The organism is Bradyrhizobium sp. AZCC 2262 (assembly GCF_036924535.1).
In the GTDB taxonomy this organism is placed as follows: domain Bacteria; phylum Pseudomonadota; class Alphaproteobacteria; order Rhizobiales; family Xanthobacteraceae; genus Bradyrhizobium.
This window is the reverse complement of sequence record NZ_JAZHRT010000001.1, coordinates 6,806,343-6,821,260: the sequence shown is the minus strand read 5'-3', so window position 1 is coordinate 6,821,260 and position 14,918 is coordinate 6,806,343. Positions and strand designations below refer to the sequence as shown.

Annotated in this window: 17 protein-coding genes; 13 read left to right on the top strand and 4 right to left on the bottom strand. The window is 59.8% G+C overall.

Going from position 1 to position 14,918, the window contains the following annotated elements:
- Nucleotides 1-37 precede the first annotated feature (37 nt).
- From trbB to V1283_RS31950, 11 genes are all read left to right on the top strand, one after another.
- Complete coding sequence (gene trbB, locus V1283_RS32000) at nt 38-952, top strand: P-type conjugative transfer ATPase TrbB (protein ID WP_334393247.1); 915 nt, start codon at nt 38-40, stop codon at nt 950-952.
- Between the two features lies 1 nt (nt 953).
- The gene (locus V1283_RS31995; RefSeq protein WP_334390618.1) at nt 954-1,280 is read left to right on the top strand and encodes a TrbC/VirB2 family protein; all 327 of its coding nucleotides are present in this window, start codon (nt 954-956) and stop codon (nt 1,278-1,280) included.
- Entirely contained in the window at nt 1,280-1,543 is a 264-nt protein-coding gene (locus V1283_RS31990; RefSeq protein ID WP_334390617.1) for a VirB3 family type IV secretion system protein, read from the top strand. The genes V1283_RS31995 and V1283_RS31990 overlap by 1 nt, the downstream gene beginning before the upstream one ends.
- A 10-nt stretch (nt 1,544-1,553) precedes the next feature.
- Nucleotides 1,554-3,995 carry a conjugal transfer protein TrbE gene (gene trbE / locus V1283_RS31985; RefSeq protein WP_334390616.1) on the top strand — a complete coding sequence of 814 codons (2,442 nt, stop codon included), beginning with the start codon at nt 1,554-1,556 and terminating at the stop codon, nt 3,993-3,995.
- Nucleotides 3,992-4,720 (top strand): P-type conjugative transfer protein TrbJ, encoded by a 729-nt coding sequence (gene trbJ, locus V1283_RS31980; protein ID WP_334390615.1) that lies wholly within the window; start codon nt 3,992-3,994, stop codon nt 4,718-4,720. The genes trbE and trbJ overlap by 4 nt, the downstream gene beginning before the upstream one ends.
- The gene (gene trbK-alt, locus V1283_RS31975) at nt 4,720-5,088 is read left to right on the top strand and encodes a putative entry exclusion protein TrbK-alt (protein WP_334390614.1); all 369 of its coding nucleotides are present in this window, start codon (nt 4,720-4,722) and stop codon (nt 5,086-5,088) included. The genes trbJ and trbK-alt overlap by 1 nt, the downstream gene beginning before the upstream one ends.
- Nucleotides 5,085-6,314 carry a P-type conjugative transfer protein TrbL gene (gene trbL, locus V1283_RS31970; RefSeq protein WP_334390613.1) on the top strand — a complete coding sequence of 410 codons (1,230 nt, stop codon included), beginning with the start codon at nt 5,085-5,087 and terminating at the stop codon, nt 6,312-6,314. Before trbK-alt ends, trbL begins: the two co-directional genes overlap by 4 nt.
- 98 nt (nt 6,315-6,412) lie before the next feature.
- On the top strand, nt 6,413-7,096 hold the full coding sequence (trbF, locus tag V1283_RS31965) for a conjugal transfer protein TrbF (RefSeq protein WP_334390612.1): 684 nt from the start codon (nt 6,413-6,415) through the stop codon (nt 7,094-7,096).
- 5 nt (nt 7,097-7,101) lie between these two features.
- Nucleotides 7,102-8,127, top strand: coding sequence for a P-type conjugative transfer protein TrbG (trbG, locus tag V1283_RS31960; protein WP_334393246.1), 1,026 nt, complete (start codon nt 7,102-7,104; stop codon nt 8,125-8,127).
- Nucleotides 8,124-9,344: a TrbI/VirB10 family protein gene (locus tag V1283_RS31955; protein WP_334390611.1), complete on the top strand. Its 1,221-nt coding sequence runs from the start codon at nt 8,124-8,126 to the stop codon at nt 9,342-9,344. Before trbG ends, V1283_RS31955 begins: the two co-directional genes overlap by 4 nt.
- A 1-nt stretch (nt 9,345) precedes the next feature.
- Nucleotides 9,346-9,591, top strand: coding sequence for a DUF2274 domain-containing protein (locus V1283_RS31950; protein ID WP_334390610.1), 246 nt, complete (start codon nt 9,346-9,348; stop codon nt 9,589-9,591).
- On the opposite strand, the gene V1283_RS31945 is transcribed toward V1283_RS31950, so the two are convergent.
- Nucleotides 9,558-10,517 (bottom strand): LysR family transcriptional regulator, encoded by a 960-nt coding sequence (locus V1283_RS31945; RefSeq protein ID WP_334390609.1) that lies wholly within the window; start codon nt 10,515-10,517, stop codon nt 9,558-9,560. The genes V1283_RS31950 and V1283_RS31945 overlap by 34 nt on opposite strands.
- Before the next feature lie 200 nt (nt 10,518-10,717).
- On the opposite strand from V1283_RS31945, the gene V1283_RS31940 reads away from it, so the two are divergent.
- The gene (locus V1283_RS31940; protein WP_334387067.1) at nt 10,718-12,058 is read left to right on the top strand and encodes an IS5 family transposase; all 1,341 of its coding nucleotides are present in this window, start codon (nt 10,718-10,720) and stop codon (nt 12,056-12,058) included.
- 87 nt (nt 12,059-12,145) lie between these two features.
- Here V1283_RS31940 and V1283_RS31935 read toward each other — a convergent pair whose 3' ends face one another.
- The 3 genes from V1283_RS31935 to V1283_RS31925 form a co-directional block, all read right to left on the bottom strand.
- Nucleotides 12,146-12,778, bottom strand: coding sequence for an acyl-homoserine-lactone synthase (locus tag V1283_RS31935; RefSeq protein ID WP_334390608.1), 633 nt, complete (start codon nt 12,776-12,778; stop codon nt 12,146-12,148).
- 83 nt (nt 12,779-12,861) lie between these two features.
- On the bottom strand, nt 12,862-13,590 hold the full coding sequence (locus V1283_RS31930; protein WP_334390607.1) for a LuxR family transcriptional regulator: 729 nt from the start codon (nt 13,588-13,590) through the stop codon (nt 12,862-12,864).
- Nucleotides 13,591-13,662: 72 nt separating this feature from the next.
- Nucleotides 13,663-14,085 carry a hypothetical protein gene (locus V1283_RS31925; protein WP_334390606.1) on the bottom strand — a complete coding sequence of 141 codons (423 nt, stop codon included), beginning with the start codon at nt 14,083-14,085 and terminating at the stop codon, nt 13,663-13,665.
- Nucleotides 14,086-14,176: 91 nt separating this feature from the next.
- On the opposite strand from V1283_RS31925, the gene V1283_RS31920 reads away from it, so the two are divergent.
- The gene (locus V1283_RS31920) at nt 14,177-14,758 is read left to right on the top strand and encodes a TetR/AcrR family transcriptional regulator (protein ID WP_334390605.1); all 582 of its coding nucleotides are present in this window, start codon (nt 14,177-14,179) and stop codon (nt 14,756-14,758) included.
- Nucleotides 14,759-14,918 lie beyond the last annotated feature (160 nt).

The following is a 14,918-nucleotide window of genomic DNA, read 5'->3' as shown; positions in this document are numbered from 1 at the left end:
TTCCATTCAATCGGAAGCGAGTTCACGCGGCGCGAGAATGCTGCGCAGCGCGCTCGGTCCGGCGATTTCCGGCTACCTCGAAGATGAAACGATCATCGAGGTGATGCTCAACCCGGATGGCCGGCTGTGGATCGACCGGTTGTCAAATGGCCTGATCGATACCGGCGAAATCCTGTCCGCAGCTGATGGTGAGCGCATCGTTCGCCTGGTAGCGCATCACGTAGGCGCCGAGGTGCATGCCGGCGCGCCACGGGTTTCGGCCGAATTGCCTGGAACCGGGGAGCGCTTCGAAGGCCTCTTGCCGCCCGTCGTTGCCGCACCGGCTTTTGCCATCCGCAAGCCTGCGGTCGCCGTATTTACGCTCGACGACTACGTCGCCAAAGCGATCATGACCTCGGAGCAGGCCAGCGTCCTGAAGAACGCGGTCGCCGCGCGGAAGAACATCCTCGTCGCCGGCGGGACATCGAGCGGCAAGACGACGTTGACGAATGCACTTTTGGCCGAGGTGGCAAAGAGTTCCGATCGGGTCGTTCTGATCGAAGACACGCGCGAGCTTCAGTGCACGGCACCGAACCTCGTAGCGCTGCGGACAAAGGATGGTGTCGCCACGCTATCGGACCTGGTCCGATCCTCCCTGCGGCTGCGTCCTGATCGCATTCCGATTGGCGAGGTTCGTGGCGCTGAAGCTCTCGATCTGCTCAAGGCGTGGGGCACAGGTCATCCCGGCGGCATCGGGACCATCCATGCCGGTACAGCGCTCGGTGCGCTGCGGCGGCTCGAGCAACTCATCCAGGAAGCCGTCATCACGGTCCCGCGCGCACTGATCGCCGAAACCATCAACGTTGTCGCCGTGCTGACGGGACGCGGCGTTGACCGCCGGCTCGCCGAACTCGCCCTCGTCACGGGACTCGGAGCCGCCGGCGACTACAGCCTTTCACCAACAGGAGACTGACATGCATCCGCAATATCGCCTTCTTCGGAAACTCGCTTCGTTGGCAGCTTCCGGCACGGTCATTCTGACCGCCGTTCCAGCCTGGGCAGCCGGCTCGAACATGCCGTGGGAGCAGCCGCTCAACCAGATTCTGCAATCGGTTGAAGGGCCCGTCGCCAAAATTATCGCCGTCATCATTATCGTCGTGACCGGGCTGACGCTTGCGTTTGGAGATTCATCTGGTGGTTTCCGTAGGCTGATTCAGATCGTGTTTGGTCTGTCGATCGCGTTTGCCGCCTCGAGCTTCTTCCTGTCATTCTTCTCCTTCGGCGGCGGCGTGGTGATCTGATGGATGAATCCGTCGCAGGTTTTGTCGTGCCTGTTCACCGCGCGCTTACCGAGCCGATCCTGATGGGCGGCGCGCCGCGGTCGGTCGCGATCGTTAACGGCACCCTGGCGGCGGCGCTTGGTCTGGGACTGCGGCTCTGGATCGCGGGTCTCGTCCTCTGGTTCATCGGTCACATGGCTGCCGTCTGGGCCGCCAGGCGCGATCCGGCCTTCGTCGACGTCGTGCACCGACATTTGCGTATTCCCGGCCACCTCAACACATGAGCGCACCTTCATGATGAACCTTGCTGAATATCGCCGTTCAAACGCGAGTCTCGCCGACTTCCTGCCGTGGGCAGCCCTCGTCGACGAGGGGGTCGTCCTCAATAAGGACGGTTCGTTCCAGCGGACGGCAAAATTTCGGGGCCCCGATCTCGACAGCGCCGTACCGGCTGAACTTGTTGCGGTCGCAGGTCGTCTCAACAACGCCTTGCGCCGGCTGGGATCCGGCTGGGCGGTGTTCGTTGAGGCGCAGCGTCATTCAGCGGGCGTTTATCCGCCAAATGCCTTTCCGGATATTGCATCAGCGCTGGTCGATGCCGAACGCAAGGCCCATTTTGAAGAGGCGGGCGCCCATTATGAATCAAGCTATTTCCTGACCTTTCTTTATCTGCCTCCGGAGGAGGGAGCCGCCAGGGCGGAGCGACTGCTTTATGAGGGGCGCGATCGCATTGTTGGAGCAGACGTCCGTGAGGTAATGCGCGGATTTATCGACCAAACCAACCGCGTGTTGCAGCTGGTCGAGGGGTTCATGCCCGAATGCGCCTGGCTCGATGATCAGGACACACTGACCTACCTGCACTCAACGATTTCGACCAACCGCCATCGCGTCCGCGTGCCCGAAATTCCAATGTATATCGATGCGCTGTTGGCTGACCAATCGCTGACCGGTGGGCTCGAGCCGATGCTGGGTACGGCCAGTGTGCGGGTTCTGACGATCGTCGGCTTTCCTGGCGCGACGACGCCGGGAATACTGGATGATTTGAACCGTCTAGCGTTCTCGTATCGCTGGTCGACCCGCGCGATCATGCTCGACAAGACCGACGCCACCAAGCTGCTCACCAAAATTCGTCGCCAGTGGTTCGCCAAGAGAAAATCGATTGGCGCCATTCTCAAGGAGGTCATGACCAACGAGGCGTCGACGCTGCTCGACACCGACGCCCACAACAAGGCCATAGATGCCGACGCCGCCCTGCAGGAGTTGGGTTCGGACCAGATCGGACAGGCCTTTGTCACAGCAACGATCACAGTATGGGACAAAGATCCCGCCGCGGCCGATCAGAAGCTGCGTCTGGTCGAGAAAGTCATTCAGGGCCGCGATTTCACCTGCATGATCGAGACGGTCAATGCCGTCGAGGCCTGGCTCGGCAGCCTGCCGGGACATGTGTATGCCAATGTGCGGCAGCCGCCCGTTTCAACCCTCAACCTCGCTCACATGATGCCGATGTCGGCCGTTTGGGCTGGTGAAGCGAGAGACCTGCATCTCAAGGGTCCGCCGCTCCTGTTTGGCAGGACCGAGGGATCGACGCCATTCCGGTTCTCCCTCCATGTCGGCGACGTCGGTCATACCCTCGTGGTGGGGCCCACGGGAGCCGGGAAGTCGGTCCTGCTTGCTTTGATGGCGCTTCAATTCCGCCGTTATCCGAACTCGCAAGTATTTGCGTTCGATTTCGGTGGTTCGATCCGGGCAGCTGCGCTTGCCATGGATGGCGATTGGCATGATCTCGGCGGTGCATTGTCCGATGCGGAGGAAAGCCCTGTCGCTCTGCAACCGTTAGCCTGGATCGATGATCCTTCCGAGCGCGGATGGGCCACCGAATGGATCGGCGCGATCCTGGCACGGGAAAAGATCGAGATTACTCCGGAAGTCAAGGATCATCTGTGGTCCGCGCTGACGTCGCTCGCTTCAGCACCGAGGCAGGAACGCACACTCACGGGCCTGTCAGTTCTCCTTCAATCCAACTCGCTGAAGCGTGCCCTGCAACCTTACTGCCTGGGCGGTCCGTCTGGGCATTTGCTTGATGCCGAGTTCGAGCGCCTTGGCGAGGCTTCGGTCCAGGCCTTCGAGACCGAGGGCCTGATCGGTACGAGCGCCGCCCCGGCCGTGCTGGCCTATCTCTTTCATCGGATCGGAGACCGTTTCGACGGCCGGCCCACCCTTCTGATTGTCGATGAAGGCTGGCTGGCACTCGACGATGAGGATTTTGCCGGCCAGCTGCGGGAGTGGCTGAAAACGCTTCGGAAGAAGAATGCGTCTGTTATCTTCGCCACCCAATCGCTTTCGGACATCGATGGCTCCGCGATCGCGCCGGCGATCATCGAAAGCTGTCCGACGCGGCTATTGCTACCGAACGAGCGGGCGATCGAGCCGCAAATTACCGCGATCTACCGCCGCTTTGGTCTTAATGACCGACAGATCGAGCTTCTGAGCCGAGCTACGCCCAAGCGGGACTACTATTGCCAATCCCGGCGCGGCAACCGGATGTTCGAACTTGGCCTTGGGGAGATTGCGCTCGCCTTTACGGCGGCCTCGTCCAAGACAGACCAGGCTGCCATCGCGCAGCTACTCGCCGAACATGGACCCGATGGCTTCGTACCGGCCTGGCTGCAGCATCGCGACGTCGCTTGGGCCATCGACCTAATTCCTGATCTTTCGAACCTGGAGAAATCACCATGAGGCGTCCTGGCCTGTTGGCGTGCGTTGGCACCGTCGTGCTGGCGCTCGGCACGATGCCCGCACGGGCGCAGTGGATCGTGTTCGATCCAAACAACTACGTCCAGAATGTCCTGACCGCTGCTCGAGAGCTTCAGCAGATCAATAACCAGATCACCTCGCTGCAAAACCAAGCTCAGATGCTGATCAATCAGGCAAGGAATCTGGCAAACCTGCCGTATTCATCGCTGCAGCAACTGCAATCCTCGATCCAGCGGACCCAGCAATTACTGGCTCAGGCTCAGCGGCTCGCCTACGATGTGCAGCAGATCGATCGCGCGTTCTCCACCAGCTACGCGCCAGCCACCAGCAGCCAATCGAACCAGTCGCTGGTCTCCAACGCTCAATCACGTTGGCAGAATACTTATGCCGCGACGCAGGACGCGCTTCGTGTTCAGGCCGGCATCGTTGGCAACCTCGATACCAATCGCATCCAGACATCCGCCCTCGTGACGTCGAGCCAGGGTGCTAGCGGCGCACTTCAGGCGACCCAGGCCGGCAATCAGCTTCTTGCGCTGAATGCGCAACAATTCGCTGACCTCACCGCCGTCGTGACGGCACAGGGCAGGGTGCAGAGTCTTGAAGCAGCTCAGCGCGCCTCGGCCCAGGATCAGGGACGCGAACAGCTTCGCCGCTTCCTGACACCAGGCCTCGGCTATCAATCATCCAACGTGCAGATGTTCCACTAATGACGCATGTCAGGACATTAAAGGCGGTGTCGTTGCTTACGACAATCGGCGTGTTGCTCGTTGCTGCGTGCACGTTTCAGCTTCGTGGAAGAGACAAGTCTCCTGCGCTGCAGAAGACAGAGCAGAGGACAGAGGAAAATGGCTCTGAACTTGCGCGCTGCCGCCAGCTCAATTCGGAGGAAGCGACGGGATATCAGCACTGCAGGAAGGTTTGGGCCGAAAACCGGCGTCGGTTCCTTGGCAGGAAAGACGGTGTCGTGGTTCGCGGCGATGATGATGCGGTCGGCTCGACTTCCACCCCAAAGGATCAGAGCCGAGTCCCCCAAGGATATCCGCAATCGGCGACGCCTGAGGCGGGCAAGCCATGACGGGTACCGGAATCATCGATCAGTTTCTGGAAACATTCACGCGTTATATCGACAACGGTTTTGGCCTCTTGGGCGGCGATGTCGGATACCTTGCGACAACTCTTGCTGCCATAGATATCACACTTGCCGCTTTGTTCTGGAGTTGGGGACCGGACGAGGACATCATCGCGCGCCTCGTCAAGAAGACGCTCTTCGTGGGTGTCTTTGCCTACCTCATTGGCAACTGGAACAGCCTGGCGCGCATCGTCTTCGAGAGCTTTGCGGGCCTTGGGTTGAAAGCGTCCGGCGCAAGCCTGTCTACATCTGATTTTCTGCGACCAGGAAAGATTGCACAAGTCGGTCTCGATGCCGGCAGGCCGATGCTCGACTCGATCTCCAACCTCATGGGTTACATCAGCTTCTTCGAGAACTTCGTCCAGATCGTCGTTCTCTTGTTTGCGTGGATCGTGGTGCTGCTCGCGTTCTTCGTTCTGGCGATCCAGCTCTTCGTCACCCTGATCGAGTTCAAGCTTACGACGCTGGCCGGTTTCGTACTCATTCCCTTCGGTCTATTTGGCAAGACGACCTTCGCCGCCGAGCGAGTTCTGGGCAATGTCATATCTTCCGGCATCAAGGTCTTGGTCCTAGCCGTCATCGTAGGCATCGGATCGACACTATTCGCGCAGTTCACGGCAGGCTTCGGCGGCGGACAGCCGACCATCGAAGACGCAATGACACTGGTATTAGCCGCCCTCTCCTTGCTGGGGCTCGGCATCTTCGGTCCTGGTATTGCAAACGGTTTGATATCGGGCGGGCCGCAGCTAGGTGCCGGAGCTGCGATTGGAACGGGCTTGGCCGCTGGCGGTGTTGTCGCGGCAGGCGCCGGTCTTGCAGCTGGCGGTGCCGGTCTTGCCGGTGGAGCGATGGCAGGCGCCGCGCGCGGCGGCGGTGCGATCTTGAGCGGGGCATCCGCCGCCTATCGAAGCGGTGGCCTCGCGGGCGTCACGGAGGCTGCTGGTTCTGCCGCTTTGAATCCATTGCGTCGCGCGGCGACCGCGTTCGGCGGAACTCCGCAGGCGGGAGAACAGGTTGCGAGCACTTCGGCCGAAGGACAGCCCGACTGGGCGCGCCGTATGAAGCGTGCCGAGACCGTTCGGCATGGCGCGTCAGCGGCCGGCCACGCGGTGCGTTCCGGCGACCAGGGCGGTGGCGGCTCTTCCGTCGATTTGTCCGAAGGAGAACGCTGATCCAGACGAGCCTTCCGCACGCGGCACCCGCGAGGCTACGGCTTCTCAAGCCCGCGCACCGCACGATTTAAATCCGGTCATCTCAGGGGCAATTATCTATGTTCAAACGATCTTCCGTTCACTACGGGCGCATGCCCGAGCCGGTCACGCCTTATCAGAAGGCAGCTCAGGTTTGGGACGAGCGCATTGGATCGGCGCGCGTGCAAGCCAAGAACTGGCGCCTCATGGCGTTCGGCTGCCTTTTGCTGTCCGGTAGCCTGGCCGCCGGTCTTGTCTGGCAATCGAATCAAGGCTCGATCACGCCTTGGGTGGTCGAAGTTGATCATCTTGGCCAGGCCCAGAGGGTGGCACCAGCCAACTTCGAGTATCAACCGACCGACGCGCAGATCGCCTACCATCTGGCGCGCTTTATCGAGGATGTCAGAGGCCTGCCGGCCGATGGCATCGTTCTGCGCCAGAATTGGCTCCGGGCCTATGATTTTACGACCGATCGCGGTGCGGCTGCACTCAACGATTATGCGCGCAACAATGACCCCTTCGCGAAACTGGGCAAGGCACAAATCTCCGTGGAAGTTTCCAGCGTCATTCGCGCATCGTTGGAAAGCTTTCGGATTGCCTGGACCCAGCGCACCTATGACAACGGTTCGTTGAGCTCGACCGAGCGGTGGACCGCAATTCTCACGATCGTGATCGAGACGCCGCGCGACGCCGAGCGCCTGCGCAAGAATCCTCTTGGCGTCTACGTCCGCGCCATCAACTGGTCGAAGGAGTTGAGTCAGTGATCAAGATGTTCTCCGATCCTCGTTCGAATCGTCCCATTGCGAACCCCATCGTGAATTCGTCGTGGTTCGAGTTTGTGGCCTCGAAGCGAGCTCTTCTGTCCGCGCTCATACTTTGTTCGTCGGCACTCACTGGCTGCGCGACCTACATACCACCGCAGATCAGCTATGATGCTGAGGTTCCGCCGTTACCGCCTCCGCCCGTGGCTTTCGACGACAAGACGCGGCCGCTTCACGTTCCGCCGCTCTGGAAACCGGCTCTCGGCGGCAAGTCGGGGGTGAAGGAGGAGTCCGAACCGGCGTCTCGTGTCGAGACGGCGAACAGCGCAGCTCGGGTCGAACCTCGCAAACGGGGCTACTTCAATGCGGCGCAAGTCTATGCCTACAGCCCGGGCGCGCTCTATCAAGTGTACGCCGCACCTGGGCAGATCACAGATATCGCGCTCGAAGAAGGAGAACAACTGACAGGATCAGGACCCATCGCCGCCGGCGATACCGTGCGTTGGGTGGTGGGAGATACCGAAAGTGGGAGCGGGGATACGCGACGGGTCCATATCCTGGTCAAGCCGACCCGCGCATCGGTCGAGACCAACCTCGTCGTCAATACCGATCGGCGTACCTACCTGATTGAACTTCGCTCCCGCGAGCGGCCATACATGCCATCTGTTGCATGGTACTATCCGGAAACTGTGCGCGAACGAGTGCGTTCAGTTCCCTTGCGACCCGCTCTGCCGGATCCAGCGCAGCGCATCTCGCGCTACGCCATCGAAGGAGACAGCCCGCCCTGGCGGCCGCTCGCTGCATATGACGATGGCCGTAAGGTCTATATCGAATTTCCGGCGGGAATTGTACAAGGAGAGATGCCTCCGCTCTTCGTCATCGGGTCTGATGGAAAGACCGAGCTCGTCAATTATCGCGCCTACGGCAACGTCTTGATCGTCGACCGGTTGTTTGCGGCCGCTGAACTCCGGATCGGCGGTCAGCACCAGCAAAAGGTCAGGATCGTCAGGACCGACGGGAGACCGTCGTCATGAACACCGTGAATGGAAGCGATCGTGAGCAAGCGGTCTCGCCAGAGGTCCACGTCGAACAGTCCAACAGCTTCCGCTTGAGAGCGGAACATCCACGCGTGACACGGCTGTCCAGGAAAGTGCTCGCCGGAGGAAGCGCGATTGCCCTGCTTGTTATCAGCGGAACTGTGTTGTGGTCATTGCAAGGTAACCGGTCCCGAAATCAGGCGGCTGAAGAGCTTTATGGCACCGACCACCACAATGTAGCCGACGGCATAACGACGCTGCCCAAAGACTACACGGGTGTTCCACGTCAATCGATCCCGCAGCTTGGCCCACCACTGCCAGGCGACCTTGGCCGGCCGATTCTTGCCGCGCAGGGCCAGCCACCGCCGATCGGCGCCACGGCTCTGGATCCGGAACAGCAACGTCGGGATCAGGAAACCGAAGCGGCCCGCGTGAGCCATTTGTTCGCTTCTGCTAGCGGGGGAGCGGTGCGCCTGCCCGGTGCTGTGGCCCAAACAAGCGATCGCAATGCTTCTTCGATCGCGACCACTAATAGTGACGAAGGATCTGCGCAGAACAGCCAGGACAGGAAACTCGCGTTCGTCAATGCATCGGTGGATCGCCGAACAGTGAGCCCGGACCGTGTCGCAAAGCCGGCTTCACCTTACATCATGCAAGCTGGAACCGTTGTTCCGGGAGCGTTGATCACCGGGATTCGGTCGGATCTTCCGGGCCAGATCACGGCGCAAGTGACCGAGAATGTCTTTGACACGCCGACCGGGCGATTTTTGCTCGTGCCTCAGGGGGCGCGTCTGATCGGGGTGTACGACAGTCAGGTCGCTTTCGGCCAGTCACGCGTGCTGCTGGTCTGGACGCGGCTGATCATGCCCAATGGACGTTCCATCGTCCTCGAGCGGCAGCCTGGCGCCGATGTGGGTGGCTATGCGGGCCTTGAGGACCAGGTCGACAACCACTGGGGTGAACTATTCAAGGCCGCGGCCTTATCGACGTTTCTAGCGGTCGGGACTGAACTAGGTGCTGGCTCGGACACCAACAGCAACGATAGTGCAATCATCCAGGCACTACGACACGGCGCCTCCGACTCTCTGAACCAAACTGGACAACAAGTCGTCCGGCGCAGTCTCAACATCCAGCCAACTCTGACTGTACGACCTGGATTTCCCATTCGCATTGTCGTCAACCGCGATCTTGTTCTCGAACCGTACAGGGGGTGAAATGACGAAGCTTAAGATTGGAGCATTGCCCGACGACAAGCCGGTCAAGGTCACCATTGACCTTCCAGCAGCAGTACACCGGGATCTCGTCACCTATGCAGAGGCCATGGCGGGCGGAAGTGGGCAGCGTATCGATCCCGCGAAGCTGATCGCGCCCATGTTGACGCGTTTCATGGCCACAGACCGTGGGTTCGCAAAGGCGAGACGTGCCAGTCACTCTTTGCCTGCCGGCGGAGGTGAGGGATAGCGTTCTGCTAACAAGTTGAGGAAGCGCTTGAGAGCCGGATTCTCATTGTCATCGCGCCAATGCGCGTAGAAGTCCAACCGGCTTGGTCCGGCTCCGTCCATCAGTTCCCGGTATACCAGGCCGGTGAAGCTCGCTCCAATATCCGACTCCATCACGAGGCTAAGCCCCATGCCGATGCTGACAAGGCTCTTGATGATGCCTCGGCCAACGTCATGGCGCGCGATCCTGGGACGATCCTCGGGCGACACAAGTTTCGAGATCAGCAAATCTTCGAGTTCTCGTCCCGGATCATACCGACTTAGCAGAATTGTTTCGTTACGCAGATCAGTCCAGTAGATGATCTCACGCGCTGCAAGGCCGTGATCCTGAGGCAGCGATACCAGGATTCTTTCGCTCCAGAGCGGCCGTGTCTTGGTATCCTTCGAAAGCAGACGTCCTGGACTGACGACCACATCGACGGTTCCGCTGCGAAGGGCAGTCATCAGGCGGAGGCGAGAGCGCTCCGTGGTTGCCAATTCGATCTGCGGAAGACGCTTCTTGAACTCTCCCAAGGTCGCTCGCAAATTACCGGTAGAAATGGACGTATAAAAGCCCATCGTAAGGTGACCGGACTCTCCGCGGCCGTTCGATATTCCTGCTTCAACTAGCGTATCCACCTGTTCCAAGATCAGCCGCGCAATTCGCAGGACGGCGCGACCGGCAAGAGTGGGCTTGATCCCTCCGCTCGATCGCTCGAACAGCAAAGTCCCAACCAGATGCTCAAGTTGTCCGATGGACCGGCTCACGGCGGTGTGCTTGATTGAGAGCGCTTCGGCAGCTCGTCGAAAGCTCCCATAGTCGCAAGCGGCAACAACTAGCCGAAGTTGCTGCAAGTCGATGTCTTTTGCTGCATGCCGAATATTATTCTTGCTTTCACGTCTCGTCATGCTCGTGGCTCGCTAGCGATCCACTAGACAGTCGTCCGTGAAGAACCATCCAAGCGGTTGATCAAGAATCGATTTTCCGGGCGAGATTGGCTTTGAGATTGCAAGCTTTGGGGCTTTGACTGCCCAAAAGCTTGCAATTTCATTTTTGAGGATTCCGTCGAATCGCGAGCCGTGATTCCGTCATCGCATCGGAGGGAGCGATGCGACCAAGGGAACGACGAGAGACGGGACAAGCCGATCTTCTGCGCTCGCGGCTGGACGCGATCATCGACATGGGCCACCCGCTGGTGAAGCTGGCACAGACGATCGACTGGTCGTTCCTGGAGCAGCGGTTCGGGGCGGTCTATGAGGACAAGCCGGGCCGGCCGCCATTACCGACCCGCCTGATGGCGGGACTCGCGATCCTCAAGCACACCTACGACCTCTCTGATGAGGTGTTGTGCGAGCGCTGGGTGGAGAACCCCTATTACCAGTTCTTCTGCGGCGAGGAGTTCTTCCAGCACCGGTTGGTGTTCGATCGCTCTTCGCTGACGCGCTGGCGACAGCGGATGGGCGAGGAGAAGTTGCAGGCCTTGCTGCAGGAGAGCCTTGCGGTGGCCAGCAAGACCGAGGCGATCAAACCGGCCGACCTTAATCGGGTCATCATTGATACGACGGTGCAGCCCAAGAACGTGATGTTCCCGACCGATGCCAGGCTGCTGAACCGCGCCCGCGAGATCCTGGTCCGGCTGGCGAAGCGATATGGTGTCAAGCTGCGCCAGTCCTATGCCAGGGTGGGCAAGTTCGCGCTGATCAAGCACCAGCGTTATGCCCACGCCAAGCAGTTCAAGCGCGCCAACAGAGCCTTGAAGAAGCTCAAAATCTATCTCGGCCGCATCATCCGCGACATAGGCCGCAAACTCGGCGGCAACGCCGACTTGCTCGGGGGGGTCGTGTTGGAGCGCATGCTGGCGCGGGCGCGACAAGTGCTCGAGCAGAAGCAGCGCCAGCGTGGCCCGAAGCTCTACTCGCTGCACGCGCCGGAGGTGGAATGCATCGGCAAGGGCAAGGCGCACCGGCCTTACGAGTTCGGCGTCAAGGTCTCGGTCGCCACTACGCTGGCGCACGCCAAGGGCGGGCAGTTCGTGAGCCATGTGAAGGCGCTGCCCGGCAACCCCTATGACGGCCACACACTTGCAACCGTCATCCCCGAGATGGAGGCGCTGATCGGCAACACCATCGAGCGCGCGCTCCTCGACAAGGGCTATCGCGGCCACAACGCCCCGCCCGATTACAAGTTCAGGGTGTTCATCTCAGGACAGAAACGGCGGGTGACGCCACAGATCAAGCGCCAGCTGCGACGGCGTTCCGCCGTCGAGCCGGTCATCGGCCACCTCAAATCCGAGCACCGCATGGGCCGCAACTACCTCTGGCATCGTGAAGGCGACGCCATCAACGCCGTCCTCGCCGCCGTCGGCTATAACTTCCGCCGCCTGATCTGCTGGCTCAGGCTCTTGTTGTGGCAAATCATCGCCACCTTCCCCGGGGTCAATCCAGCCTGAAAATCCAGGATTCTTCACGGGCGACTAGACAAGGCGCCCCAGTGCGCTACGCCGGGACGCACGTGTCCTGCGTGGGCGCAAATCGTTTTAGGCGGCCGCGAAGATGACCGGCGACCAAAGAACTGGCGCCGAAAGTCCGCCAGCTTTACGGAGGTTCGATAAAGCCGCATCCGAGACCGTAAGGTAACCTGCCACGGCCTGGGTCTTGCCGATTGTGGAAGGTGCCCCGATGCGCCGCAAGGGCCAGCCGGCGCGCCGCAAGATTCGCTCCATTCGGACATCGGTGACAGTGACGATATCAGTTAGTTGACGCGAAATGCCGAACTCGACCATTGCCGCAAACAGCTCATAGGTGACATTGGCGATACCATGATCTCCTTTTGGAGCGTCCGCCGCCAAATCGATCGCGAACCTGCTGCTCTCCCAAATCAAGGGCGAGGAGGGAGAGGGCTCGCCGTCAAGGAGTCCCGGAAAGGTGTCGCGGAGCATATTCGGACCGAGTGTGGGAAGAAGTCGTACGGATCCCTGAATGGCACCTTTGTCAGATAGCTGAACCAGGTAGGTCGGGTTCAGTGCATCGAAGTCGTCCATCTCCATGTCGCCGCTGGTATGCACGTCCCAAGCCATGCGAAGCTTGAAAACCCGATACCGCAGCCGATGCATGTCAACGAGTGTGCTGGAAAATGCCCCATATGAACGTTGTGTGATCAGCTGAATCATATTCCCTCCAAAGTTTCTGTCGTCTCCTTTGAAGCAAGATTCCTGACCTATCTCATTACCTGTAGTTGTAGGGGGGCGTCGTCCTAATTTTGCTTTTGTTTGTTTGCAGCGACCAAGTGCATTGCAGCCTGCACGACCGTCCGGACACCAAGCTTTCTCTTCGCGTTCTCCAGGTAAGAAGCGACTGTATTGCGTGAGATACCCAGGATGAGGCCAATCTCCCACGCGCTTTTTCCGCGCGAAGCCCATTCCAAACACTCGAATTCGCGAGCTGACAAAAGCACACCCGCGATGTTGTGTTCGCTCGCGAGCTTTCTGCGAACATGAGCATGAAAATACATTGCCATGAGCTGAAGCACTCGCCCCTGTGACTTCACGCACTTTTCGAAGGGGAGGTCGCGCTGGCACGTTGCGAAAGTCAGAGCAGCAATCGGTCCGTGTCCGTCATGAATGGGGACCGTAAAGCCTCGCCGAATGCCGAACTGAGCCGCTTCGTCAAAAAACCGTTGGTGGACAGAGGTCGGCAATGTCGACGGCTTGTCGCCTCCCCACTGGAAGGGCTCAGCTGACTGAAGGGCTTGAGTGATGACTGGATCGATAAGTTCGTAGCGACACCGCAGATAGTGAGACGTCCATTCCTTCGGATATGTTGAAATCAGGCGCGGCTTGCTTCCTGATTTACCTGGAAGCGCAAGGTAGGCGAAGCACGATAGTTCGAGCGCGGTCGCAGCAGACGTCATCGCCTCCGCAAAGCTTTCAGCATCGTCCGCATCCGCCAGCAAGTCGATGAAATTCCGAAAGATGCGGTGCATTGGACGGCAATCGACAAGTGTCACTACTCAACGCGATGCCGCTGACCGAAGTTGCAAGGTCCGTCCTGCTTGCTAGGACCCCGCCCAGATCCATTGCAGCAGGATCGCGACGATTGCCGCGGTGGTGCCAATTGACCCAATAACGAGCAACGCGTGGACGAGCGACTCCTGCCACGGTAGGCCGCGCGTGCCGCCGCCGGCGACGGGGAGCGAACGCCCGGCCGCCCAGACAGCACTCATAGCTTGGGCAACGAAAATTACGTAGAGCGAAACCCACAATGCATGAGCAGTCGGCGCCGACCATCCGTTCCAGAAGTGCAAATGGGGCCATAAGAGGCCTATAGCCAGCAGAGCGACGCCGCTCTGCATGCCGGCCACGTGGGCAGCAACAGCCAGACGCGGGCTCGCAAGAGCCGGAACGCCGAAGCCTAGAACCAGGCCGAACAGGAACAGCAGGAGGCCCGTAAAGCATAGGGTCGCGGAAAATTGCGCCATTTGTTCTACCTCGCCGTTGCGTGTAATATACCGACTTGCGGTCGGCTAATAACCGACTTATAGTCGGTTTGTCAATCGGGGCTACGGCATCATGATCGCGCAGAGCGAACGGCGGATTGCGACAGTCAAAGCGATATTGGACGCTGCACGCGGCCTGTTTGCCTCTCGAGGGTTCGCCGAGACGAGCGTCGATGCGATCGCTGTCGAAGCGGGCGTGGCTAAAGGGGCGGTCTACCATCATTTCTCCTCGAAGGAAGAAGTACTGGATCGACTGGTAGATGCGATTCAGAGCGAGATCGCTGTCGAAGTTCGCAAAGCCGCGCGGAAGGGTAAGACCTTGGCTGATAGCTTTGCGCGGGGTATCTACAAGTATCTTACTGCGGCAGTGGCACCTGATGCGAAGCGAATTCTTTTCGTCGATGGACCAGCAATTCTTGGCTGGGAACGATGGCGTGCGATAGACAACGCCCACTTTTCGACGCTCACGCGCGGCGCCCTGGAAGCGAGATTGCAAGAGCGACTGAGTGAAGCGCAAGCGAAAGCTATTGGCCATCTTGTCGCTGGCAGTCTGCTGGAAGCCGCATTGGTTTGCGCAGCAGCTGATCGACCCGAGCGCGCAGCCCGCGACATGACCGACGGATTGGTCGTCATGCTCACACCTCTGCTGGCATAAGATGCCGCGGCGCGCGCTCTCGTTCGTCTCGCTGCGCACTAACTGGCTGGCTTTTGGTTGGGACTGTACGGGGCAAGCGATAGGTACAGTTGCTGCAGAAAACGGTGGTGTGCGGAATTGCGGTGTAACGTGCTCTCCCTTACTGTTTCGCGTCGCTTCA

Excerpts from the sequence above, each read along its gene's own strand:
- trbB (WP_334393247.1), top strand. The coding sequence starts at position 38 with ATGCTGCGCAGCGCGCTCGGTCCGGCGATTTCCGGCTACCTCGAAGAT.
- V1283_RS31995 (WP_334390618.1), top strand. The coding sequence starts at position 954 with ATGCATCCGCAATATCGCCTTCTTCGGAAACTCGCTTCGTTGGCAGCT.
- V1283_RS31990 (WP_334390617.1), top strand. The coding sequence starts at position 1,280 with ATGGATGAATCCGTCGCAGGTTTTGTCGTGCCTGTTCACCGCGCGCTT.
- trbE (WP_334390616.1), top strand. The coding sequence starts at position 1,554 with ATGATGAACCTTGCTGAATATCGCCGTTCAAACGCGAGTCTCGCCGAC.
- trbJ (WP_334390615.1), top strand. The coding sequence starts at position 3,992 with ATGAGGCGTCCTGGCCTGTTGGCGTGCGTTGGCACCGTCGTGCTGGCG.
- trbK-alt (WP_334390614.1), top strand. The coding sequence starts at position 4,720 with ATGACGCATGTCAGGACATTAAAGGCGGTGTCGTTGCTTACGACAATC.
- trbL (WP_334390613.1), top strand. The coding sequence starts at position 5,085 with ATGACGGGTACCGGAATCATCGATCAGTTTCTGGAAACATTCACGCGT.
- trbF (WP_334390612.1), top strand. The coding sequence starts at position 6,413 with ATGTTCAAACGATCTTCCGTTCACTACGGGCGCATGCCCGAGCCGGTC.
- trbG (WP_334393246.1), top strand. The coding sequence starts at position 7,102 with ATGTTCTCCGATCCTCGTTCGAATCGTCCCATTGCGAACCCCATCGTG.
- V1283_RS31955 (WP_334390611.1), top strand. The coding sequence starts at position 8,124 with ATGAACACCGTGAATGGAAGCGATCGTGAGCAAGCGGTCTCGCCAGAG.
- V1283_RS31950 (WP_334390610.1), top strand. The coding sequence starts at position 9,346 with ATGACGAAGCTTAAGATTGGAGCATTGCCCGACGACAAGCCGGTCAAG.
- V1283_RS31945 (WP_334390609.1), bottom strand. The coding sequence starts at position 10,517 with ATGACGAGACGTGAAAGCAAGAATAATATTCGGCATGCAGCAAAAGAC.
- V1283_RS31940 (WP_334387067.1), top strand. The coding sequence starts at position 10,718 with ATGCGACCAAGGGAACGACGAGAGACGGGACAAGCCGATCTTCTGCGC.
- V1283_RS31935 (WP_334390608.1), bottom strand. The coding sequence starts at position 12,778 with ATGATTCAGCTGATCACACAACGTTCATATGGGGCATTTTCCAGCACA.
- V1283_RS31930 (WP_334390607.1), bottom strand. The coding sequence starts at position 13,590 with ATGCACCGCATCTTTCGGAATTTCATCGACTTGCTGGCGGATGCGGAC.
- V1283_RS31925 (WP_334390606.1), bottom strand. The coding sequence starts at position 14,085 with ATGGCGCAATTTTCCGCGACCCTATGCTTTACGGGCCTCCTGCTGTTC.
- V1283_RS31920 (WP_334390605.1), top strand. The coding sequence starts at position 14,177 with ATGATCGCGCAGAGCGAACGGCGGATTGCGACAGTCAAAGCGATATTG.